Source organism: Hydrogenophaga sedimenti (assembly GCF_051857515.1).
Classification (GTDB): Bacteria; Pseudomonadota; Gammaproteobacteria; order Burkholderiales; family Burkholderiaceae_C; genus Hydrogenophaga.
The window spans coordinates 141671-163736 of the sequence record NZ_JBPZHA010000004.1 but is presented as its reverse complement, the minus strand read 5'-3'; the positions used below and the strand labels follow the sequence as shown (position 1 = coordinate 163736).

23 protein-coding genes and 3 tRNA genes are annotated in these 22066 nt (G+C 67.7%); 14 read left to right on the top strand and 12 right to left on the bottom strand.

Annotation, left to right across the window (positions count from 1 at the left end; genetic code table 11):
* Positions 1 to 29: 29 nt before the first annotated feature.
* Entirely contained in the window at positions 30 to 311 is a 282-nt protein-coding gene (locus ACS5NL_RS08045; protein WP_439353206.1) for a BufA1 family periplasmic bufferin-type metallophore, read from the bottom strand.
* A gap of 194 nt (positions 312 to 505) precedes the next feature.
* Here ACS5NL_RS08045 and ACS5NL_RS08040 point away from each other — a divergent pair, with 194 nt between their 5' ends.
* Positions 506 to 1081: a sigma-70 family RNA polymerase sigma factor gene (locus tag ACS5NL_RS08040; protein ID WP_439353205.1), complete on the top strand. Its 576-nt coding sequence runs from the start codon at positions 506 to 508 to the stop codon at positions 1079 to 1081.
* Positions 1078 to 1284, top strand: a complete 207-nt coding sequence (locus tag ACS5NL_RS08035; protein ID WP_439353204.1) for a zf-HC2 domain-containing protein — start codon at positions 1078 to 1080, stop codon at positions 1282 to 1284. Before ACS5NL_RS08040 ends, ACS5NL_RS08035 begins: the two co-directional genes overlap by 4 nt.
* Here ACS5NL_RS08035 and ftsY read toward each other — a convergent pair.
* Positions 1281 to 2330, bottom strand: coding sequence for a signal recognition particle-docking protein FtsY (gene ftsY / locus ACS5NL_RS08030; RefSeq protein WP_439353203.1), 1050 nt, complete (start codon positions 2328 to 2330; stop codon positions 1281 to 1283). The two genes, ACS5NL_RS08035 and ftsY, sit on opposite strands and share 4 nt — an antisense overlap.
* 29 nt (positions 2331 to 2359) lie before the next feature.
* On the opposite strand from ftsY, the gene ACS5NL_RS08025 reads away from it, so the two are divergent.
* From ACS5NL_RS08025 to ACS5NL_RS08005, 5 genes are read left to right on the top strand one after another with little or no spacing between them, the layout of a single operon-like run.
* Entirely contained in the window at positions 2360 to 3796 is a 1437-nt protein-coding gene (locus ACS5NL_RS08025) for a M16 family metallopeptidase (protein WP_439353202.1), read from the top strand.
* Positions 3797 to 3800: 4 nt separating this feature from the next.
* Positions 3801 to 5168: a M16 family metallopeptidase gene (locus tag ACS5NL_RS08020; RefSeq protein WP_439353201.1), complete on the top strand. Its 1368-nt coding sequence runs from the start codon at positions 3801 to 3803 to the stop codon at positions 5166 to 5168.
* A 17-nt stretch (positions 5169 to 5185) separates the two neighbouring features.
* Positions 5186 to 5791 (top strand): 16S rRNA (guanine(966)-N(2))-methyltransferase RsmD, encoded by a 606-nt coding sequence (rsmD, locus tag ACS5NL_RS08015; protein ID WP_439353200.1) that lies wholly within the window; start codon positions 5186 to 5188, stop codon positions 5789 to 5791.
* A 52-nt stretch (positions 5792 to 5843) separates the two neighbouring features.
* Entirely contained in the window at positions 5844 to 6347 is a 504-nt protein-coding gene (gene coaD / locus ACS5NL_RS08010; RefSeq protein ID WP_439353199.1) for a pantetheine-phosphate adenylyltransferase, read from the top strand.
* 10 nt (positions 6348 to 6357) lie between these two features.
* Positions 6358 to 6660, top strand: coding sequence for a YfhL family 4Fe-4S dicluster ferredoxin (locus ACS5NL_RS08005; RefSeq protein ID WP_411365521.1), 303 nt, complete (start codon positions 6358 to 6360; stop codon positions 6658 to 6660).
* Here the strand turns inward: ACS5NL_RS08005 and pth are convergent.
* From pth to ACS5NL_RS07970, 7 genes are all read right to left on the bottom strand, one after another.
* Positions 6606 to 7280 carry an aminoacyl-tRNA hydrolase gene (pth, locus tag ACS5NL_RS08000; RefSeq protein ID WP_439353198.1) on the bottom strand — a complete coding sequence of 225 codons (675 nt, stop codon included), beginning with the start codon at positions 7278 to 7280 and terminating at the stop codon, positions 6606 to 6608. The genes ACS5NL_RS08005 and pth overlap by 55 nt on opposite strands.
* A 73-nt stretch (positions 7281 to 7353) precedes the next feature.
* Complete coding sequence (locus ACS5NL_RS07995) at positions 7354 to 7980, bottom strand: 50S ribosomal protein L25/general stress protein Ctc (protein WP_439353197.1); 627 nt, start codon at positions 7978 to 7980, stop codon at positions 7354 to 7356.
* A 92-nt stretch (positions 7981 to 8072) separates the two neighbouring features.
* Entirely contained in the window at positions 8073 to 9047 is a 975-nt protein-coding gene (locus tag ACS5NL_RS07990) for a ribose-phosphate pyrophosphokinase (protein WP_411365524.1), read from the bottom strand.
* 80 nt (positions 9048 to 9127) lie between these two features.
* A tRNA-Gln gene (locus ACS5NL_RS07985) sits at positions 9128 to 9204 on the bottom strand.
* 100 nt (positions 9205 to 9304) lie between these two features.
* The gene (ispE, locus tag ACS5NL_RS07980) at positions 9305 to 10225 is read right to left on the bottom strand and encodes a 4-(cytidine 5'-diphospho)-2-C-methyl-D-erythritol kinase (protein WP_439353196.1); all 921 of its coding nucleotides are present in this window, start codon (positions 10223 to 10225) and stop codon (positions 9305 to 9307) included.
* A complete protein-coding gene (locus ACS5NL_RS07975; RefSeq protein ID WP_439353195.1) occupies positions 10222 to 10728 on the bottom strand; it encodes a lipoprotein insertase outer membrane protein LolB in 507 nt (168 codons plus the stop codon). The genes ispE and ACS5NL_RS07975 overlap by 4 nt, the downstream gene beginning before the upstream one ends.
* Positions 10725 to 12518, bottom strand: a complete 1794-nt coding sequence (locus ACS5NL_RS07970) for a tetratricopeptide repeat protein (RefSeq protein ID WP_439353194.1) — start codon at positions 12516 to 12518, stop codon at positions 10725 to 10727. The genes ACS5NL_RS07975 and ACS5NL_RS07970 overlap by 4 nt, the downstream gene beginning before the upstream one ends.
* Before the next feature lie 90 nt (positions 12519 to 12608).
* Here ACS5NL_RS07970 and mutM point away from each other — a divergent pair, with 90 nt between their 5' ends.
* The 3 genes from mutM (at position 12609) to mutY (ending at position 16501) form a co-directional block, all read left to right on the top strand.
* Complete coding sequence (gene mutM, locus ACS5NL_RS07965) at positions 12609 to 13424, top strand: bifunctional DNA-formamidopyrimidine glycosylase/DNA-(apurinic or apyrimidinic site) lyase (RefSeq protein WP_439353193.1); 816 nt, start codon at positions 12609 to 12611, stop codon at positions 13422 to 13424.
* A gap of 63 nt (positions 13425 to 13487) precedes the next feature.
* A complete protein-coding gene (locus tag ACS5NL_RS07960) occupies positions 13488 to 15431 on the top strand; it encodes a dynamin family protein (protein ID WP_439353192.1) in 1944 nt (647 codons plus the stop codon).
* Complete coding sequence (gene mutY, locus ACS5NL_RS07955) at positions 15428 to 16501, top strand: A/G-specific adenine glycosylase (protein ID WP_439353191.1); 1074 nt, start codon at positions 15428 to 15430, stop codon at positions 16499 to 16501. The genes ACS5NL_RS07960 and mutY overlap by 4 nt, the downstream gene beginning before the upstream one ends.
* A 12-nt stretch (positions 16502 to 16513) precedes the next feature.
* On the opposite strand, the gene rapZ is transcribed toward mutY, so the two are convergent.
* From rapZ to ACS5NL_RS07940, 3 genes are read right to left on the bottom strand one after another with little or no spacing between them, the layout of a single operon-like run.
* Positions 16514 to 17458, bottom strand: coding sequence for an RNase adapter RapZ (rapZ, locus tag ACS5NL_RS07950; protein ID WP_439353190.1), 945 nt, complete (start codon positions 17456 to 17458; stop codon positions 16514 to 16516).
* The gene (recN, locus tag ACS5NL_RS07945; RefSeq protein ID WP_439353189.1) at positions 17455 to 19098 is read right to left on the bottom strand and encodes a DNA repair protein RecN; all 1644 of its coding nucleotides are present in this window, start codon (positions 19096 to 19098) and stop codon (positions 17455 to 17457) included. Before recN ends, rapZ begins: the two co-directional genes overlap by 4 nt.
* Before the next feature lie 49 nt (positions 19099 to 19147).
* A complete protein-coding gene (locus ACS5NL_RS07940) occupies positions 19148 to 20065 on the bottom strand; it encodes an NAD kinase (RefSeq protein ID WP_439353188.1) in 918 nt (305 codons plus the stop codon).
* Between the two features lie 98 nt (positions 20066 to 20163).
* On the opposite strand from ACS5NL_RS07940, the gene hrcA reads away from it, so the two are divergent.
* The 4 genes from hrcA to greB all read left to right on the top strand — a co-directional run bounded on the left by hrcA (position 20164) and on the right by greB (position 22058).
* Positions 20164 to 21183 (top strand): heat-inducible transcriptional repressor HrcA, encoded by a 1020-nt coding sequence (gene hrcA, locus ACS5NL_RS07935; RefSeq protein WP_439353187.1) that lies wholly within the window; start codon positions 20164 to 20166, stop codon positions 21181 to 21183.
* A gap of 60 nt (positions 21184 to 21243) precedes the next feature.
* A tRNA-Ile gene (locus tag ACS5NL_RS07930) sits at positions 21244 to 21320 on the top strand.
* A gap of 27 nt (positions 21321 to 21347) precedes the next feature.
* A tRNA-Arg gene (locus ACS5NL_RS07925) sits at positions 21348 to 21424 on the top strand.
* A 76-nt stretch (positions 21425 to 21500) separates the two neighbouring features.
* A complete protein-coding gene (gene greB, locus ACS5NL_RS07920) occupies positions 21501 to 22058 on the top strand; it encodes a transcription elongation factor GreB (protein WP_439353186.1) in 558 nt (185 codons plus the stop codon).
* Positions 22059 to 22066 lie beyond the last annotated feature (8 nt).

Genomic DNA, 22066 nt, shown 5'->3' with positions numbered 1-22066 from the left:
TGGCGCTCACGAGGATGGACCGTGGCCGATCAGGACTTCTTCATGCCCATCTTGGCGTCGTCCATCGACATGCCGCCCATGGTCTTGCAGGTGCCGGCGGGCACGTACTTCCATTCGTCCTTGCCCATGTCGACCTTGGACTGGCCGGCGCAGGAGTGCGAGCCCGAGAGGTTGGCGCAGTCGTTCTGGCCGGCCTTGGCGATGCCGAAGCACTTTTCCTTGGCGGTGTCCTGTGCCATCGCGGGCGACGACAGCAGGGCGAGGGACATCAGGGAGGTGGCGGCAGCAGCGATCAGGTTGCGTTGGTTCATGGTGGTGACTCCTGTGAGTGGGTGGAAGTGACAACCGCCGGATCGGACATCCATCACCGCGCGGTTGAGTGTCTGTCTGTGCTCAGGCGGACTTCTTACAGGCCGGGCCGAAAATTTTTTTGAGCGCGCGGACCGACGGAGACCGGCAGGCTTTCCGTACACTGGCGCCCACCGCTCCATCCACCATGACCCTGATGCCACCGTCCGACCTCGAGCAAGCCCTGGTGGGCCACCGCGCCTACCTGCTGCGCTTTGCGCGGCTGCAGCTGCGCAACGAGGCCTGGGCCGAGGACGCGGTGTCGGAGACGCTGCTGGCGGCGCTGGCCAGGCCACAGGCGTTCGAGGGACGTTCGCAGCTGCGCACCTGGCTGACCGGCATCCTCAAGCACAAGATCGTCGACGCGCTGCGTCTGCATAGGCGCGAGGTGTCGGCCGGTGGCACCTCGGAGGACGAGGAGGCCGAGCCGATGGACCTTATGCCGTTTGCCGCCGACGGCCACTTCGCGCAGATGCCCGCCGAATGGGGCAACCCCGAGCAGGACCTGAGCCGTCAGCAGTTCATGGTGGTGCTCGACGCCTGTACCGAGAAGCTGCCACCGATGCAGGGACGGCTGTTCCTGATGCGCGAGTGGCTGGAGCTCTCCAGCGAAGAGATCTGTAAGGAGCTGGACCTGACCCCGACCAACCTCTACGTCCAGTTGCACCGGGCCCGTTTGCGCCTGCGCGAGTGCCTGGAGCTCAACTGGTTCGCCCGGAGCCGCGCCGCATGAAGCCCTTCTACCCGTTTCGCCGCACCTGCAAGGAAGCTGCTGCGCTGATCATCGCCCGCGAAGACCGGGCGCTGCCGCTGGGCGACCGCATCGGCCTGCGCCTGCATCTGGCCATGTGCAAGGCCTGCCCGAACTTCGAGCGTCAGGTGCTGACCATGCGCAACGCCATGAAGCAGTGGCGCAACTACCGCGAAGACGTCTAGTTCAGCAGCGCCTGGGCAAACTCTTTCGCGTCGAAGGTTTCGAGGTCTTCGAGCTTTTCGCCCACACCGATGAAGTAGATCGGCACCGGCCGTTCGCGCGCGATCGCACAGATCACGCCGCCCTTGGCGGTGCCGTCGAGCTTGGTGATCACCAGGCCGGTCAGGCCCAGCGCGTCGTCGAAGGCCTTGACCTGCATCAGCGCGTTCTGCCCGGTGTTGCCGTCGATGACGAGCAGCACTTCGTGCGGCGCCGTGGCGTCGGCCTTCTGCACCACGCGCTTGATCTTGCGCAGCTCCTCCATCAGGTGCAGCTGCGTCGGCAGGCGCCCGGCCGTGTCGACCAGCACCACGTCGCGGCCGCGCGCCTTGCCGGCGGACACCGCGTCAAAGCTCACGGCGGCCGGGTCGCCGCCTTCCTGCGTGATGATTTCCACCGTGTTGCGGTCGGCCCAGACCGCGAGCTGCTCGCGCGCCGCGGCGCGGAAGGTGTCGGCGGCCGCCAGCAGCACGCTCGCGCCTTCGTGGGCCAGGTGGCGCGTGAGCTTGCCGATGGAGGTGGTCTTGCCCGCGCCGTTGACGCCCGCGACCATGATCACGGTGGGCTTGTGTTCGCCGATTACCAGCCGCTTCTGCAGCGGCGCCAGCAGGTCGGCGATGGCGTCGGCCAGCAGGCCCTTGACGGCGGCGGGGTCGGTGGTCTTGCTGTCCTTGACCCGCTTTTTGAGGTCGGCCAGCAGGTGCTCGGTCGCCTTGACGCCGGTGTCGGCCATCAGCAGCGCGGTTTCCAGTTCCTCATACAGCGCGTCGTCGATCTGCGTGCCGGTGAAGACCGTGGCGATGCTCGACCCGGTCTTGCGCAGGCCGGCCTTGAGCTTGTCCAGCCAGCCCTTGCGCTCGGGGGCCGGCGCCGGTGCGACGGGCGCCGCAACAGGAGCGGGCACCACGGCCGCGGCGACCGGCGCGGGCGCGGCCACCGAGTTGGGAGCGGGCGCCGGGGCCTGGACCGGTTCGGGGGCGGGGGATTTTTTTCGGAAGAACGAGAACATGTTTCAATCTCTGGAATCCACAGGATTCTATGAAACGAACTTTCACCACCCTGATGCAGGCCCTTCCCGGCCGCGCTGCGGGCAGCGTCCTGCTGCTGGCGGCCACGTTGTTCAGCCCGCTGGCCGGCGCCGCCGAGACCGCCCGCAGCTTCACCCTCTCCAACGGCATGACCCTGATCGTGCAGCCCGACCGGCGCGCGCCGACCGTGGTGCACATGCTCTGGGTGCGGGTCGGCGCGATGGACGAGGTCGACGGCACCTCGGGCGTGGCCCACGTGCTGGAACACATGATGTTCCGCGGCACGCCCACAGTGCCGCCGGGCGAATTCTCGCGCCGCGTCGCGGCTCTGGGCGGGCGGGAAAACGCCTTCACCGGTCGCGACTCGACCGCGTTCTACCAGCAGGTGCCGACCAGCAATCTCGAGGCGGTGATGCGGCTGGAGGCCGACCGGTTCCAGAACAACCAGTGGAAAGACGAAGAATTCAAGCGCGAGATCGAGGTGGTCAAGGAGGAGCGCCGCCAGCGCACCGACGAGTCGCCCCGCGCGCGCCTGTACGAAGCCTTTTCCGCGATGAGCTTCCAGGCCCACCCTTACCGCCGCCCGGTGATCGGCTGGATGAGCGACCTGGACGCGATGGTGCCGCAGGACGTGCGCGATTTCCACCACCGCTGGTACGTGCCCGCCAATGCCGCCGTCGTGATCGCCGGGGACGTCGAGGTGGAGAAGGTGCGGGCGCTGGCCGAGTCGGTCTACGGCAAGATCCCGGCCCGGCCGGTGCCGGTGCGCAAGACCACCAGCGAGCCGGCGCAGGAAGGCCAGCGGCGGATGGAATACCGCGCCGCGACCGAGCAGGCAACGCTGACCATGGCCTGGCCGATGCCGCGCCTGACGGACCCCGCGGCGAAGGACGCCCAGAACCGCGATGCGCTGGCCCTGATGGTGCTGTCCGCGGTGCTCGACGGTTACGGCGGCGCGCGCCTGGACCGCGCCCTGGTGCAGGGACTGGCCGGCGCCCGGGTGGCCGACAGCGCCGGCGCCGGCTTCGGGCCCCTGGGCCGTGGCCCGGCGCAGTTCACCCTGTCCGGGGTGCCGGCCGCCGGGGTCGAGACGTCGGTGGTGGAAACGGCCTTGCTGGGCGAGCTGGACCGGGTGGTCCGCCAGGGAGTGAGCGAGTCCGAGCTGCAGCGGGTCAAGACCCAGTGGGCGGCGGGCGAGATCTACAAGCTCGACTCGGTCTACAACCAGGCGCAGGAACTGGGCACCTGGTGGGTCAACGGTCTGGGCGTGGACAGCCCCGAGCAACTCATGGCCGGGCTGCGCAGCGTGAGCGCCGAGGAGGTCCGCTCGGTGGCCCAGCGGCTGTTTCCACAAGACCGGATGAGCGTGGGCGTGCTGGTGCCCGATCCCGGCAAGCGATTGCCCGCGGCCCCCGCCGGCCCCCGTCCCGCCCTGGGTCGCCACTGACCGGATGCGCCACACCATGCCCAACACCTTCCGTTCTTCCCTGGTGCACCGCCTGCGGCCCGCGCTGGCCGCCCTGGGGCTGGCCCTGACGCCGCTGCTGGCCCAGGCCGCCATCCCGATCCAGCACTGGACCCACGCCAGCGGCGCTCGGGTCTATCTGGTGCAGAGCCCGACCATTCCGATGCTGGACGTGCAGATCGATCTGGACGGTGGCACGCGCCGCGATCCGGCCGACCGGGCCGGTCTGGCCAGCGCCACCGCCTCGATGCTGTCGGCCGGTGTGGCCGCCCGCGACGGCCAGCCGGCGCTGGACGAAAACGCGCTCAGCGGCGCCTGGGTCGACCTCGGGGCCCAGATGGGCAGCAACGCCAGCGGGGACCGCTTCAGCGTTTCGCTGCGCACCCTGACCGACCCCGACCTGCTGGAAAAAGCCGTGGCGCTGGCGGCGCGGCAGCTGCTGTCGCCCGACTGGACCGCCTCGGTATGGGAGCGCGACCGCCTGCGCTGGCTGGCCTCGCTCAAGGAGGCCGAGACCCGGCCAGGCACCCTGGCCGGCCGGGCGTTTTCGCAGGCGGTCTACGGCGACCACCCTTATGGCCGCGAAACCACCGCGGCCACGCTGAACGCGATCTCGGTCGACGACATGCGCGCCTTCTACCGGCGCCACATGGCCGCCTGCCGCGCGCAGGTCAGTCTGGTGGGGGCCATCGACCGCGCGGCCGCCGAGCGCATCGTGGACCGCTTCATGGCAGCGCTGGCGCCCAACGGCTGCGAGCCGCTGGCCGCGGTGCCCGAGGTTGCGCCGCTGACCAAGGCGGTGGATCAGCGATTGCCGTTCGACGCCGCGCAGGCGCAGGTGCTGATCGGCCAGCCGGGCCACCGCCGCAACGATCCCGACTTCTTTCCGCTGTTCGTGGGCAACTACATCCTGGGCGGCGGTGGCTTCGTGTCGCGCCTGACCACCGAGGTGCGCGAGAAGCGTGGCCTGAGCTATAGCGCCTACAGCTATTTCGCGCCCGGGCTGCACGCGGGTGCGTTCCAGGTCGGGCTGACCACGCGCCCGGACCAGGCGGCGCAGGCCGTGTCGGTGGCACAGGACGTGGTGCGCCGCTTCGTGGCGGAGGGGCCGACCGAGGCCGAACTGAAGGCGGCCAAGGACTTCCTGATCAATGGATTTGCGCTGCGCTTCGACAGCAACCGCAAGCTGCTGGACAACGTGGCCAACATCGCCTGGAACGGATTGCCGCTGGACTACCTGGAAACCTGGACCGGCAAGGTGCAGGCCGTGAGCACGGCCGACATCCGGCGCGCCTTCGCACGGGTGTTGCAACCCGGGCGCATGGTGACCGTGGTCGTGGGCGCGAAGCCCTGAGTGGTTAAGCTCGGCGCATGAGCAAACCAGCCCCCCGTCCCGCCACCCAGGCCGCCCACGAGGTCCGCATCATCGGCGGGCAGTGGAAACGCAGCAAGCTGCCGGTGGCCGACCGGCCCGGCCTGCGGCCCACGCCCTCACGCGTGCGCGAGACGCTGTTCAACTGGCTCGGGCAGGACCTGAGCGGCTGGCGCTGCGTCGATGCCTTTGCCGGCACCGGTGCGTTGGGGCTGGAAGCGGCGTCGCGCGGTGCGGTCGAAGTGCTGCTGGTGGAGCAGGACCCGGTGTTGTGCAAATCCTTGCAGGCGACGGCGCAGCGGCTCAAGGCCGAGGGTGTGCGCGTGGAGCGGGGCGAAGGCGTGGCTGCGTTGCGCCAGCGCGCCGGCCGGGCGCTGGACCTCGTGTTCCTCGATCCGCCGTTCGGCGAGGACGGCAACGAGCCGCTGTTCGGCGCCGCGTTGCAGGCGGCCCGGCAGGCCGTCGGCGAACAGGGGCTGATCTACCTGGAGGCCCCGCGGGCCTGGTCCGACGACGAACTGGCGCAGATCGGCCTGCAGGCCCACCGCCACGGCAAGGCCGGCATGGTGCATTTCCACCTGCTGCGGCCCCTCGCGCCGCAGTGACAAGGCCGCGCCCGGGGGCTGCACTGGCAGACCTTGGCCGATAATCCGGGCCATGCCTGCCCACACCACGTCCACCCGCCGCATCGCGGTCTACAGCGGTACCTTCGACCCCTTGACCCTGGGCCATGAGGACGTGGTGCGCCGTGCCGCCGGTCTGTTCGACGAGCTCATCCTCGCGGTGGCCGTGGCCCACCACAAGAAGACGCGCTTCACGTTGAAGGAGCGTATGGAGATGGCCGCCGAGGCGCTGGCCGGCCTGCCGGTGCGCGTGCTGCCGTTCGAGGGACTGATCATGGACTTCTGCCGCGGGCAGGGCGCCTGCGCCGTCGTGCGCGGCATCCGCAACATGACGGATTTCGACTACGAGGCGCAAATGGCGGCCATGAACCGCAAGCTGCTGCCGACCGTCGAGACGGTGTTCCTGCTGCCGCAGGCCGAGTTGCAGTGCATCTCCAGCACCCTGGTGCGCGAGATTGCCACGCTCGGTGGCGATGTGTCGCAGATGGTGAGTCCGGTGGTGGCCGATCTCCTGACGCCGCGTCCATTGCAAGCCTGAGGACGACACCATGGCCCTGACGATCACCGCCGAGTGCATCAACTGCGACGTCTGCGAGCCCGAGTGCCCGAACCAGGCGATCTCGATGGGCGAAGACTATTACCAGATCGACCCGAACCGCTGCACCGAATGCGTCGGGCACTTCGACGAGCCGCAGTGCGTGCAGGTCTGCCCGGTCGAATGCATCCCGGTCGACCCGGCCCACGTTGAGAACCACGAGACGCTCTGGCAGAAATACCAGCGCCTGCAGGCGGCCGGTCAGTCGCTGGCGTCGCCGGGGCCTTCGGTCGTCTTGCCGCCGTCGGCCGGCTGAGCGGTCGTCGGGTCCGGTTTCGCCGGCCGCGGCGGCTTCGGCCGTGGTGGTTTGCTGGTGTGGATCAGGGCGGTGGCCTTGTCCATCTCGCCGGCGATCAGGTGCGGCAGCGCTTTCAGTGAACGGTCCAGCGCTTGGGCGATGGCGATGCGGTCGTCGGGTGACGGTTTCTTGAGCACCCAGTTCGCGACCTCGTTCTTGTTGCCGGGATGGCCGATGCCGATGCGCAGGCGCCAGTATTCGGGGTTGCCCAGCTGCGCATGGATGTCGCGCAGGCCGTTGTGGCCCGCATGGCCGCCCCCTTTCTTGAGCTTGGCCTCACCGGGGGGCAGGTCCAGCTCGTCGTGCACCACCAGCACTTCCTCAGGCGCGATCTTGAAGAAGCGGGCGAGCGAGGCGACCGACTTGCCCGAGAGGTTCATGTAGGTCTGCGGTTCGACCAGCCAGACACTCTGGCCACCCACGTTGGCCCGCGCGACCAGGCCGAAATGCCCGCGCTCCATCTGCAGCGAGGTCTTGAGCAGGCGGGCGGCCTCGTCCACAAACCAGAAGCCGGCGTTGTGGCGGGTCTGTTCGTATTCAGGGCCGGGATTGCCCAGGCCGGCGATGAGTTTGATCATGGCGTCGGATTATCGGGGGGCAGAAAACACAAAGGCCCGCACGGGGCGGGCCTTTGGGAGAAGAGCACAAGAATTACTTCTTGCCCTTGCCCTTCTTCTTGTCGTCGGCAGCAGCGGCGACGGGAGCGGCCACCACTTCTTCCACCGGCTCGACGACGGTGGCGATGGTGATGTCCTTGCGGCCGTGGGTCACGATCTTCACGCCGGCGGGCAGCTTGATGTCGCCGGTGTGGAGGGTGGCGCCCTTCTCGACAGCGCTCAGGTTCACTTCAATGAACTCCGGCAGCTGCATGGCCAGGCACTCGATCTCGATCTCGGTCACGATGTGGTTGACCAGGCACTTGTCGTTCTTGACGGCCGGCGAGTTCTCTTCGCCCACGAAGTGCAGCGGCACCTTCTTGTGCAGGCGGGTCTTTTCGTCGACGCGCTGGAAGTCCACGTGCAGGACTTGCGGCCTGTAGGGGTGGTACTGCACATCGCGCAGCAGGACCTTCTGGACCTTGCCAGCGAGTTCCATGTCCAGGATGGAGGCGTGGAAAGCTTCCTTCTTCAGGGCGTGCCACAGCGCGTTGTGATCGACTTCGATCGTCACGGGCGTGGTGTCACCACCGAAAACGATACCGGGCGCGCGACCGGTGATGCGCAGACGGCGGCTCGCACCCGTACCCTGCTTGGCGCGCTCAAAAGCGACAAATTGCATGACTGACTCCGTTGGAGGGGTTCCGCGACCAGAACGCCTCAGTTTGAAAAAGGCCGCACCACGTGGCGCAGCCCACTTTTTGTTGCCTCAGCTCAGAACAGGTTGTCCTGATCGGCAAACAAACTCATGACCGACTCGCCCGAGGCAATGCGCGCGATGGTTTCGGCCATCAGCGGCGCCACGGAGAGCTGGCGGATCTTGGCGCAGGCCTGGGCGGCCTGCGACAGGGGAATGGTGTTGGTCACGACGACTTCGTCCAGGGCAGAGCCCTTGGCGATGCGGTCGATGGCCGGGCCGGAGAAGATGGCGTGCGTGCAGTAGGCGTAGACGTGCTTGGCGCCACGTTCCTTGAGCACCTCGGCGGCTTTGACCAGCGTGCCGGCGGTGTCGATCATGTCGTCCATGATCACGCAGTTGCGGCCGTCGATGTCACCGATCACGTGCATCACTTCCGACACGTTGGCCTTCGGGCGGCGCTTGTCGATGATGGCCATGTCGCAGTTGAGCTGCTTGGCCAGCGCCCGGGCGCGCACCACGCCACCGACGTCGGGCGACACGACCAGCAGGTCGGGATAGTTCTTGGTGCGCAGGTCACCCAGCAGCACGGGAGACGCGTAGATGTTGTCGACCGGGATGTCGAAGAAACCCTGGATCTGGTCGGCGTGCAGGTCCATCGTCAGCACGCGGTTGACGCCCACGGTCTGCAGCATGTTGGCGACCACCTTGGCAGAGATCGGCACGCGGCTGGAGCGCGGACGGCGGTCCTGGCGGGCATAGCCGAAGTAGGGGATCACGGCCGAGATGCGTGCGGCAGAGGCCCGCTTGAGCGCGTCGACCATGATGATGAGTTCCATCAGGTTCTCATTGGTCGGTGCGCAGGTGGACTGGACGACGAAGACGTCGCGGGCACGCACGTTCTGGGTGATCTCGACCGTCACCTCGCCATCGGAGAAACGGCCGACATTGGCGGCTCCGAGCTGGGTGTTGAGGTGTTGCGCGATCTCGGCGGCCAGCACCGGATTCGCATTGCCGGTGAAGATCATGAAATCAGGGGGCTGAACTTGCATGGTGTTCCCAGCGGCTTCAACGGCCAGTGCACTGGCCGACAGCGGCGAAGCCGCTGTGTGAGGTGGTTCAATAAAACGGGTGGCAGGGGAGGAAGGACTCGAACCCTCGCATGCTGGAATCAAAATCCAGTGCCTTTACCAACTTGGCGACTCCCCTACTCAGGACACCTGTGCGGCTTGCCTTTCGGCTTACCACGCAGACAACCCAAAAATGTCGCAGGTCACGCATCCGCTGCCCGGACTGCGAGTCACCGATTTTAATCGGAACACCAGCCCAGCAATGGATGTGCATCCATGTTGCCGCATTCACGAACCGTCCAGCCTTGTGGAGCGCCGGAAAGATCCGCTGCCTGCGGCAGCTGTGCAAACACCGCGGTACCCGATCCGGTCATCCGTCCACGCAGGCCGCGGGAAGAAAGCCACTCCAGGCATCGCACCACGTCGGGACACAGAACCTGTGCCACCGGCTGCAGATCGTTGTGACCGAAATCCAGAATTTTCCGGAGATCGAAGGCGATGCAAGCATCGCCTTTGCATTGATCTGCTGTGGTGTTTGCAGCAAAGCCTTGGAGTATAGCAGTTTTTGTGGCGCGTTGCAGTTCTGGCGCACTGAAAATGGCCTGAGTGGATGCGCCCGCGTCTGGTTTCACGACAACAAACCGGGCGGAAGCCAGCGAAATCGGTGTCAGCCGCTCGCCCACGCCTTCGACCCATGCGTTGCGGCCGCCGATGAAGAACGGCACGTCGGCGCCCAGTTTGAGGCCGATGGCCGCCAGTTCGTGGCGCTTCAGGCCCAGGTTCCAGAGGCGGTTGAGCGCCAGCAGGCAGGTGGCCGCATCGGAAGAGCCGCCGCCCATGCCGGCTTCGGCGGGAATGCGCTTTGTCAGACGGATGTGAGCGCCCGCAGTGCATCCCGTGGCCTGTTGCAGCGCGCGGGCGGCGCGAACGCACAGGTCGACCTCGGGCAATGCCAAACCGGGTGTTGCGTCTTCGCGGCTGATCTGACCACCGTCGCGCCGCTCGAAATCGAGGGCGTCGCACCAGTCGATCAGCATGAAGACCGATTGCAGCAGGTGATAGCCGTCGTCGCGCCGGCCCACGATGTGCAGGAACAGGTTCAGCTTGGCAGGTGCCGGGACGTTGAGCAGCTGCCTGGAAGAGATGTCGGGAGGGTTCATGGCTCGAAGACCAGCCGCAGCTCGGCGGTGGGCAGGGGTTGCAGCCTCCGGGCGACGATGCGTCCTTCTGGCTGGCGGCTCAGGTCGGCTTCCCAGCCGCTGGCCGGCGCCTGCCGGCCCTGCAGCCAGTCGAACAGCGCCGCCACCGGCACGGCGCCACCGGCCAGTTCGGTCGACAGGGCGTCGAGTGTGGGGCGTTGCGTGACGCGGTCACCCTGCTGCAGCTCGGCGCCCTGGCGGGACCAGCGCAGGCTCGCCAGCCGCTGCCCCAGCGGCGAATGGATCTGGAGTTCGCCTTCGCCGGCCGTGCCCTGCAGCTCGAAACCGGCCGACCAGTTTTCCACCGGGTCGTTCTGGATGGTCAGCGCGAAGCGGCCCGTCCACGACGGGAACTGTTCGCGGGAAGGCGAGCGGGTGGGGGCAGCACAGGCGGACAGCAGCACCGCCACGCCGATGAGCCCGGCGGCGCGCAGGCAGGCGCGCCGGGTCCGCGACAGGCTCATGGTTTGACGCGCAGGCGCTGCAGCGTGCCTTGCAGGGTCTCGTTGTCGGCCGCCAGGAGCAGGCCTTCGCGCCAGATCTTCAGTGCCTGCTCACGTTCGCCGCTGGCCCAGAGCACTTCGCCCAGGTGGGCGGCAATTTCGGCATCGGGGCGCTTTTCGAACGCGTCCTTGAGCACCTCGCGGGCCTTCTGCATCTCGCCCTGCTTGAACAGCACCCAGCCCAGGCTGTCGCGGATGTAGGCGTCGTCCGGCGCCATGGCCACGGCCTTCTCGATCAGCTGGCGGGCCTCGGACAGCCGCTGGCCACGGTCGGCCAGCGAATAGCCCAGGGCGTTGTAGGCGTGGTGGTGGTCGGGCTTGAGCGCGATCACCTGGCGGAACAGGCGCTCCATGTCGTCGATGCGGTTGATCTTCTCGGCCATCATGGCCTGGTCGTAGATCAGATCGGTGTCCTTGGGGAAGCGCACGACCGCTTCGCCGTAGACGTCGTACGCCTTCTGCCATTCCTTGAATTCGCGCAGCAACTGGGCTTCGGCGACGAACTTCAGGCGCGCATCCTCGGGGCGGCGCTCCGGGTGGTTGCGCAGCAGGGCCCTGGCCTTGGCCATCTGGCCCTGGTGCGCCAGCAGCGAAGCACGCCGCATCTGCGCCGCCATGATGTCGTCGGCGTTTTCGATGCGGTCGAGCCAGGCGTTGGCGGCGGCGTAGTCCTTCTGCTGTTCGGCGATCTGGGCCATCAGCAGATAGCCCTGGGTCAGGCCACGCGCGGAGCGTTCGTCCCCGGCCTGGCGGGTCAGCGACATGTAGTTCTGCACCGATTGCGTCGCGGCCGGCAGGCGCTTGTCCTGCACCTGCAGCGTGGCCAGCAGCAGCCAGGGCTCGGGTGCATCCGGCTGGATGCGGGTCAGGTTCTCCAGCAGCGACCGGGACTCGGCCTGGCGTTGCAGGTCGAACAGCAGGCGGGCATAGGCCAGGGCCACCATGTTGGCTCCACCCGGTGCCGGCGGGCTGGCTTTGAGCTGTCCCTTGACGATCGATTCGGCGGCGGTCAGTCCTTCCTCGACCAGGTCGATGGCCAGCAGGGCGGGATAGGGCGACGCCGGTTCGGCCGCGTGGCCGTTGCGCGCCGAGGTCAGGGCCTGTGTGTTCTGGTCGGCCGCCATTTCCATCAGACCGATGGTGGTCCAGGCGGCGGCGGCATGCTGGGGCTGCTTGAGGGTGGGGGCCAATGCCTCGCGCACGACCTGAAGGGCGGCGGCCTTGTCGGGCGCGCGGGCGTAGATCTGCGGAATGGCGTTGATGGCCTCGTTGCGCGCGGGCAGCGGCGCCTGCTCGACCAGGCGCCGCAACACGGGCGCGGTCTCGCTGACGCGGTTGAGGGCCAGCAGGATCTGCAGTTCATAGCGGTCGGCGTCGGGCGAGACGGCGATCGCCTGCGACCAGGCCCGTGCTGCGGTCAGGGCCGCATCGCCCGACCGTGCCTGCAGCGCGATCTCGACCGCCCGGCGGAACAGCACGGGGTCGTTCTGCTTGCGGGCCGCGTCGAGGATCAGCGAGTAGCCGGTGCCCGGCTCGCCGCTGGACACGTTCAGCTCGCCCAGCAGCAACTGGTAGAACAGCGGCGCACTCAGGTTGGAGTTCTCGACCGGCGGCTCGGTTGCCGCCTTTTCTTCCTGGGCCCAGCCAGGCGCCGCGGACATCAGAAGGCCCAGCCCCAGCAGGCCGGACAGCAGCTTGCGCACGGGCGGACGCAGTGCTTGTTGGGGGCCAGGGGCGTGCAATGTGTTCATCGGGTCATGATAATGGAACGGTCTGTGCCGACGAGGCTGGGAGTCGTTCTCCCGCCCGGGCGTTCCCGAGAAAGCCAGGAAATTCCAGCGATGCCCGAATTGCCCGAGGTTGAAGTCACCCGCCGCAGCTTTGCCGACCGCATCGCCGGTGCGCGGATCGAGGCCGTCGCGCTGGGCAAGCCGTTGCGCTGGCCGCTGGGGTGCGAGCCGAACGAGCTGACCGGTCGCCAGGTCGTGTCGGTCGGCCGGCGCGGCAAATACCTGTTGTTGCACCTGGACCAGGGGTTGTTGCTGCTGCACCTGGGCATGTCCGGCAGTCTGCAGTTCGCGCCGGTCTTGCCGCCGCCGGGCGTGCACGACCATTTCGACCTGCGCACCAGCAAGGGGGTGCTGCGGCTGCACGATCCGCGCCGCTTCGGTGCCGTCGTGCATGCCCGGTCGCTCGACGACCCGCGCGCCCACAAGCTGCTGTCGGGGCTCGGCGTCGAGCCGCTGGAGGCCGGATTCGATCCCCTGGTGTTCCACCGCGGCCTGCGCCTGCGGCGCGCCAGCATCAAGCAGGTCCTGCTGGCGGGCGATCTGGTGGTGGGGGTCGGCAACATCTATGCATCCGAGGCGCTGTTTCTTGCCGGCATCCGGCCGACGGTGCGCGCAGACCGGCTGAGCGCGGCACGTGCCACGCGTCTGCACGGCGCGGTCATCAGCGTGTTGCAGCGGGCACTGGCGATGGGCGGCAGCACCTTGCGCGACTTCTCGGCGGCCGACGGGCAGAGCGGGTATTTCCAGATGGATGCGATGGTGTACGGCCGGGATGGCCAGCCCTGCCGCACCTGCGAGACGCCCATCCGGCTGTTGCGCCAGGGGCAGCGTTCGACTTATTTCTGCCCCGGCTGCCAGAAAGCCTGAGAACAAGGCCCGGGGCTGCCGGGGTGCGATGCTATATTGACCGGATTCACTCATTTGCGGACCATGAGCTTCAACCAGGAACTCGACGACCACGGCGCCTGGCGCAGACAGTTTGCGCTGCGGCTCAAATTGATGTCCGAATGGCTGCGTGACCATGAGCTGCTGGAGGCCGGGGTTCGGGAGCGGCTGGACCAGCTGCAGTCCCAGGTCCGCAACGACAAGATCATGGTGGCCTTCGTGGCCGAGTTCTCGCGCGGCAAGTCCGAGCTGATCAATGCCATGTTCTTTGCTGGCTACGGTCGCCGCATCATGCCCGCCAGCGCCGGCCGCACCACGATGTGTCCGACCGAGCTGGCCTACGAGTCCGACATCCCGCCCTGCCTGCGCCTGCTGCCGATCGAGACGCGGCTGCAGTCCAAGTCGCTGCTGGACTGGCGCAATGCGCCGGACAAGTGGGAGCGTGTCGACCTCGATGTGAACGACCCGCAGCAGCTGGCCCGCGCCATCCAGAAGGTGGCAGAGGTGCGGCGCGTGAGCCGCTCCGAGGCCGCGTCGCTGGGTTTCTGGAACGAGGAACTGCCCGACGACAACCCGATGGTGGGGGCCGATGGCTTGATCGAGGTGCCGAAGTGGCGCCATGCGCTCATCAACATGGCGCACCCGCTGCTCAAGCAGGGGCTGGTGATCCTGGACACCCCGGGGCTGAACGCGATCGGTGCCGAGCCGGAACTGACGGTGAGCCTGCTGCCGCAGGCGCATGCCGTCGTGTTCATCCTGGCGGCCGACACGGGCGTGACCAAGTCGGATCTGGCGATCTGGCGCCAGCACATCGCGGGGCTGCCCGAAGGCCAGGCCAGCCGCCTGGTGGTGCTCAACAAGATCGACACCATGTGGGACGCGTTGAGCACGCCCGAGCAGGTGCAGCTGCAGATTGCTTCGCAGCGCACCGACTCGGCCGACGTGCTGGGCCTGTCGCCGCTGCAGGTGATTCCGGTGTCGGCGCAGAAGGGCCTGCTGGCCAAGGTCGGGCGTGACGAGAAGCTGCTGGCGGCCAGCAACCTGATGGAGCTGGAGGTGGCGCTGGGCGTCGACCTGCTCGGCCAGCGCCGCAAGATCCTGGCAGGCGCCGTCGCCGGTGCCGTGCAGGCGCTGCGCCAGGAGACCGGCCAGCTGGTGCACACCCGTGCGCGTGATCTGGTGGAGCAGATCCAGGAGCTCGAAGGCCTGCGCGGAAAGAACACCAGCGTGATCAAGCAGATGCGTCTGCGCATCGAGCAGGAGCAGGCGGAATTCGACGCCAGCGGCGCCAAGATCCAGGCGGTGCGGTCGGTGCACCTGCGGCTGCTCAAGGACCTGTTCACGCTGCTGGGGCACTCGCAGCTCAAGACCCGCGTCACCGAGCTGGCGCGCACGCTCAAGCAGCCGGGCATCAAGCTCGGCGTGCGCCGCGCCTATGGCACGACCTTTGACCATCTGCGGGCCGACCTGATGCGCGCGGACCAGCTGGCTGGCGAGATCCAGTCGATGCTGGAGGGCAGCTTCAAGAGCCTGAATGCCGAGTACAGCTTCTCGCTGCAACCGCCCACGCCGCCCCAGCTGCAGCAGTACCTCAAGGACCTCGATCTGATCGAGAAAAGCCATCTGCAGTACCTGAGCCTGGGCAATGCCTTGCGGCTGGCCCAGCCGGAGTTCGGTGAGCGCCTGGCGCGCGCGCTGATGAGCCGCCTGCGCGTGGTCAACGACACAGCGGTGAACGCGGTCGAGCTGTGGAACAAGTCCGCGGCTGCCCAGCTGGACGCGCAGCTGCGTGAGCGGCGCCGCAACTTCAGCCGCCGCATCGAGGCGGTTTCGCGCATCCAGCAGGCGGCCAGCGGGCTGGACGAACGCATCCGCGAGCTGCAGTCGCAGCAGACCGAGCTGCACCTGATGGAAGCCAAGCTCGCCGAGCTGACCGAGCAGCTGCTGGCGCCGGTCGAAGAAGACACCGCCGAAGCCGTCGCGGCATGAGCCCGCCGGTGCGGGACCTGCGGCGCTTCGCGCCGGCCCTGATCCGCTGGCAGCGCGAAAGTGGCCGCCATGGCCTGCCCTGGCAGGGCACGCGAGATCCCTACCGCGTCTGGCTCTCCGAGATCATGTTGCAGCAGACGCAGGTCGCGGCCGTGATCGGCTATTACGACCGTTTTCTGCTCCGTTTTCCGGACGTGCGCTCTCTGGCCGCCGCGACCTCGGATGAGGTGATGGCGCAGTGGAGTGGCCTTGGCTACTACAGCCGGGCGCGCAACCTGCACCGCTGCGCGCAGCAGGTGGTGGAGATTCACTGCGGGGTGTTTCCTGTCCAGGCGGCGGAACTGGAGCAGCTGCCGGGCATCGGCGCCTCGACCGCTGCGGCGATTGCCGCCTTCTGCCACGGCGAGCGGATCTCGATCGCCGACGGCAATGTGCGCCGGGTGCTCAGCCGTTTGCTGGCCTTTGGCGGCGACCTTTCGGCGGCTGGTCCGCAGCGCGAGATGTGGGACCTGGCGCAATCGCTGCTGCCAGCATCGCCGGTGCCACAAGACATGGTGGCGTACACGCAGGGGCTGATGGACCTGGGTTCGGGCGTCTGCTCGCGGACGCGGCCTTCCTGCGAGAAGTGTCCGGTGGCCGACCTGTGCGCCGCGAAACATCAGGGCACGACGGACCGGTACCCGGTCAAGACCCGCAAGGTCGCGCGCCGCCACGAAAGCTGGTGGCTGCTGGTGCTGCGGCGCTCTGTTGCCGGTGGTTCGGCGCAGGTCTGGCTGGAGCGGCGGCCGGCGAAGGGCATCTGGGCCGGTTTGTTCTGTGTGCCGGTGCTGGCCGATGAGGCGGCGGCCCTCGCCGTTGCCGGTGTGGACCCGGCAGCGGCGCAAGCCCTGCCGGCGGTGTCGCATGCGCTCACGCACCGCGAGTTGCGGCTGCATCCCGTGCTGGTGGATGTGGCGCCGGGCGGTCCGTGGCCGGTCTCGACGGAGGGGCAGTGGGTGGCGCTGGACAACCTCGCGGCCTGCGGTCTGCCAGCCCCGGTGCGTGCGCTGCTGGAGCGGCTGCCCGCCTGAGGCGGCGGCCGGTCAGTGGGCGGGAGGGGTGGATGCCGCCCGTGCCGCCACGGGCCAGCTGTCGAGCTCGCGGTGCCGCAGGCGTGTCGCCCATTCGGCAGAAAACGCCTTGGCCAGCTGCTCGACCAGGTAGACGGAACGGTGCTGCCCGCCGGTGCAGCCGATGGCGACGGTCACGTAGCTGCGGTGGTCCCGCAGCATCTGGGGCAGCCAGTGGCGCAGGAAGCCGCCGATCTGCTGCTCCATCTGGGCCACTTCCGGCTGGATGGCCAGGAAACCGGCGACCGGGGCGTCGCGCCCGGTGAGCGGACGCAGCAGCGGTTCGTAGTGCGGGTTGGGCAGCATGCGCACGTCGAACACGAAGTCGGCGTCCATCGGAATGCCGCGCTTGAACGCGAACGACTCGAAGACCAGGGTCAGCGGCACCTGCTGCACGCCGAGCACGTCCTTGATCTGGCTGCGCAGTTCGGCCGCGCGGATCAGGCTGGTGTCGAGCACCAGGGCCTGGTCCCGCAGTTCGGAGAGCAGCTCGCGTTCGTATTCGATCGCGTCGGTCAGCGCGCGGTGCTCGTCGTCGGAGGTCTTGAGCGACAGAGGGTGCCGGCGGCGGGTCTCGGAGAAGCGCCTGACCAGGGTGTCGGTGGTCGCATCGAGAAACACCGTGGTCAGGTGGATGGTCATGCCCGGCTGGTGCCGGATCGCGGCCAACCGCGCGGGCAGCCCGGGCAGCGAGGCAGCGCTGCGCACGTCCATGGCGATGGCGACCTTGCTGGCGCGGTGGCTCTGTTCCAGCGCGATGAAGGAGGCCAGCAACTCGGGCGGCAGGTTGTCGACGCAGTAGTAACCCAGGTCTTCGAGGGCGGTGAGGGCGATCGACTTGCCCGAACCGGACATGCCGGTGATCAGCACCAGTTCAAGGATCTCCTGCGCGCGGGGCGTTGCGGTGGCGGTGTTCATGCGGCGAGCAGCTCACGGGCGTGGGCGAGCGAGACTTCGGAGCGGTCGTTGCCGCCGAGCATGCGCGCCAGTTCGGCGACGCGCACTTCGTCGGTGATCGCGGACACGGTGCTATGGGTGGTGGTGCCGCTCAGGCGTTTGCTGACCAGCAGGTGGTGGTCGCCACAGGCCGCGACCTGGGGCAGGTGGGTCACGGCCAGCACCTGGCGGTCGCGGCCGAGCTGCCGCAGCAGCTGCCCCACGGTGTGGGCCACGGCACCGCCGATGCCCGAGTCGACCTCGTCGAAGATCAGGGTCGGGGCCTGCCCCAGCTGGCTGGTGACGACCGAGATCGCCAGCGCGATGCGCGAGAGTTCGCCGCCCGAGGCGACCTTGCCGACAGGGCGGGCGGCGACACCGGCATGGCCGGCGACGAGGAATTCGACCTGTTCCCAGCCGTGGGCCTGCGGCTCGTCCAGCTTCTGCAGTGCGACCTCGAAACGGCCACCCTGCATGCCCAGCGTCTGCATCGCTGCGGTGACGGCTTTCGAGAGCTTGGGCGCGGCCTGTTGCCGCTGCTTGCCCAGGCGGGCCAGTTCGGTGTCGAAGGACTTCCAGGCGCCGCGTTCGGCGGCCTTGAGCGCATCGAGGTCCATGGCCTGGCCAACGCCCTCAAGTTCTTTTTTCCAGCCTTCCAGCAGCTCGGCCAGTTCCTCTGGCGGGCGGCGGTAGCGGCGCGCGAGCGACAGCCATTGCGACAGCCGCTGATCGAGTGCCTCAAGTCCGCTCGGGTCGAGATCGGTGTCGCGTTCGTAGTGGTGCAGGCTGCGCACCGAGTCCTCGACCTGCGCGAGCGCCGCCTGCAGGGCTTCGATGGGGCCGTTGAACATCGGCTCCAGGTGTGCCTGGCCCTGCAACAGGCCCAGCGCGCGGTGGATCAGGGCGGCTGCGCTGCCTTCGTCGTCGTCCAGCGCAGCGGCCGCGCTGCGGGCCGCGTCCTGCAGCCCCTGCGCGTTGGCCATGCGGCTGTGTTGGGCGTTGAGTTCTTCCCATTCGCCGGCGCGCGGCTGCAGTTTGTCCAGTTCGCCGATCTGCCAGGACAGCCGGTCGCTTTCCTGCTGCAGGGTGTTCTGGCGCTCGGTCGCGCTTTCCAGCGCCTTGCGGGCCTGGCGCCAGGCGCCCCACAGTGCCGCCGCGGTCGAGGTGTCGACGCCGGCGTAGGCGTCGAGCAGGCCGCGCACCGCGTCGGCCCGGGTCAGGCTCTGCCAGGCGTGCTGCCCGTGGATGTCGACCAGGTGGTCGGCCAGGATCTTGAGCTGAGCCATGGTGGCCGCGCTGCCGTTGATCCAGCCGCGGCTGCGGCCCTCGGTGTCGACCGTGCGGCGCAGCAGCAAGGCGTCGTCGGCCTGGAAGCCTTGCTCGTCGAGCCATGGCTTGAGCGAGGCCGGCGTGTCGAACTCGGCAGCCACTTCGCAGCGGGGGGCGCCTTCGCGCACCACGCCGCTGTCGCTGCGGGCGCCCAGGGCCAGCTGGAGCGCGTCGATGAGGATGGATTTGCCGGCGCCGGTTTCGCCCGTGAGCACGTTGAAGCCCTGGTCCAGTTCGAGGTCCAGGGCGGGCACGATGACGAAATCACGCAGGACGATGCGTCGCAGGCTCATGGGCGATTCGGAACAAACGGAGGTTGAGAGCCCCGTATTCTGAACGCTCTCACGCGCCTTCGTTCCAGTGCAGCTTCTTGCGCAGGGTGTCGAAGTAGCTCCAGCCCAACGGATGGAGCAGGCGCAGTGTGTGTTCCGAGCGCCGGACCACGATGCGGTCGCCGTGCAGCAGGCTGGTGAGCGACTGCATGTCGAAGTTGGCGCTGGCGTCCTTGCCCGAGACGATCTCGACCGCCACCTCGCAATGCGCAGGCAGCACGATGGGGCGGTTGGACAGGGTGTGCGGTGCGATCGGCACCATGATCCAGCCGCCGACGGCCGGATGCAACAGCGGGCCGCCGGCCGAGAGCGAATAGGCGGTGGAACCGGTGGACGAGGCGATGATCAGGCCGTCGGCGCGCTGGTTGGCCACGAAATGGCCGTCGACCTCGACCCGCAGCTCGATCATGCTGGCCACGCCGCCGCGGTTGACCACCACGTCGTTGAGCGCCGTGGCCTCGAACACGCAGCGCCCGTCGCGCCAGACGCTGGCGGCCATCAGCGCGCGGGGGTCTTCCTCGAACTCGCCGCGCAGGATGGCTCGCAAGTTGTCGCGGTAGCTCTCCAGCGGAATGTCGGTGATGAAGCCCAGGCGCCCCTGGTTGATGCCCACCAGCGGCACACCGTAGCGAGCCAGCTGCCGTCCGATGCCCAGCATGGTGCCGTCGCCACCGATCACCAGCGCCAGGTCGATGGTCTTGCCCATCGCCGGCACATCCAGCGCCGGGTACTGCAGCAGGCCGGTGTTGAGCGCGGTTTCCTGTTCCAGCGAAACCTCGCAGCCTTCGTCGTGCAGGAACTCGGCCAGCTCTTCCACCACCTTGCGAGAACCCGGTGCCTGGTATTTGCCGACCACGGCAACGTGTGCGAATCGCTGGCGTTTCCCCGGTGAGGGGGCCGCTTGGCGGCTGGAATCTGGCTGGGTCATGCACAAATTACAACATAGGGGGCCGCTGTGTCTCGCCCCCCACAAACCCTTGCTCCGTGCGGGACCGCGCAAGGGTGTGTGGTCCGTAAAATGAAGCCATGCTGGACGATCGCTCCAAACTCCTTCTCAAGACCCTGGTCGAGCGCTACATCGCCGACGGCCAGCCGGTGGGCTCGCGCACGCTGGCCAAGGCGGCCGGCATGGAGCTGTCGCCGGCGACCATCCGCAATGTGATGAGCGACCTGGAAGAGCTGGGTCTGATCGCCAGTCCCCACACGTCCGCAGGCCGCATTCCCACGGCGCGCGGCTACCGGCTGTTCGTCGACACCATGCTCACAGTGCGGCGCGACGGATTCGCGAGCGCGCAGAGCATGGGGTCGGCCGGCATCGAGGCCGGTGACCAGCCGCAACGCGTGATCAGCCATGCCGCCCAGATGCTGTCGAGTCTGTCGCAGTACGTGGGCGTGGTGATGGCGCCGCGCCGCGCCTCTGTGTTTCGCCACATCGAATTCCTGAGCCTGTCGGACCGCCGTGTGCTGGTCATCCTGGTGTCGCCCGACGGCGATGTGCAGAACCGGATCATCCATACCCAGGTCAGCTTCAGTCAGTCCCAGTTGCTGGAGGCCGCCAATTTCCTCAATGCCCACTACGCGGGCCTGACGATGGAAGAGGTGCGCGGCCGGCTGCGCAACGAGGTTGAAGCCTTGCGCGGCGAAATCGCCTCGCTGATGCAGGCGGCCGTCGACATCGGCGCCGAAGCCGACACCCAGCAGGAGGACGTGGTGGTGTCGGGCGAGCGCAACCTGCTGTCGGTGAGCGAGTTCTCCAATGACATGGGACACCTGCGACAACTCTTCGACCTGTTCGAGCAGAAGACCCAGCTGATCCGCCTGATGGACGTGTCGTCGCAGGCCGATGGCGTGCGCATCTACATCGGCGGGGAGAGCCATGTCGTGCCGTTCGAGGATCTTTCGGTGGTCACCGCGCCGTATGAGGTGGATGGTCAGGTGGTGGGCACACTGGGCGTGATCGGGCCACAGCGCATGCCCTACGACCGCATGATCCAGATCGTCGATGTGACCGCCAAACTGGTGAGCAACGCGCTGAGCCACAAGTAGAACCGGGCCGCACACCGCGCCGCGATGCGGTCTCTGCCCCCCTACAATCCGGGCCTTGTCGGGCCGTTAGCTCAGTTGGTCAGAGCAGAGGACTCATAATCCTTTGGTCGTTGGTTCAAGCCCAACACGGCCTACCAAAAAACCGTGCTACAATGCATGTCTTCGCGGCTGTAGCTCAGCTGGATAGAGTACTTGGCTACGAACCAAGGGGTCGTGGGTTCGATTCCTGCCAGCCGCACCAAACGAAAAGCCCGCAGCCACAAGCTGCGGGCTTTTTTCTTTTCCGCTCCGAAACGTTCTCTTCGAGCCGTTCTTCCATGAGCAAAGCATTCACCCGCGAAACCGACTCCGACGCAGACGACGAGCTGCCCGAACCGGCGGTGCTGCCGACCGGGGTGAACTACATCACCCGGGCGGGTTACGACCGCCTGCGTGCCGAGTTGATGGCGCTGATCGACGAAGAGCGGCCACGCATCGTCGAGATCGTGCACTGGGCTGCGAGCAACGGTGACCGGTCCGAGAACGGCGACTACCTCTACGGCAAGAAGCGCCTGCGCGAAATCGATCGCCGCATCCGTTTCCTCACCCGCCGGCTCGAAATTGCCGAGGTGGTGGACAGTTCGCTGCACCATGGTGGCGACCAGGTGTTTTTCGGCGCCACCGTGACCTATGCGGACGACGATGGCAAGGAGACCACGGTGACCATCCTCGGTGTCGACGAGGCCGAGAGCGCGCGTCACGAGATCAGCTGGGTGTCGCCGGTGGCGAGAGCCTTATTGAAGGCCAGGGTCGGTGACCTGGTGCGTCTGGTGGTGCCTGGCGGCAGCCAGGAACTGGAAGTCCTGGCCGTCAGCTATCCGGCGCCCGCAGCCTGAGCCGGCGC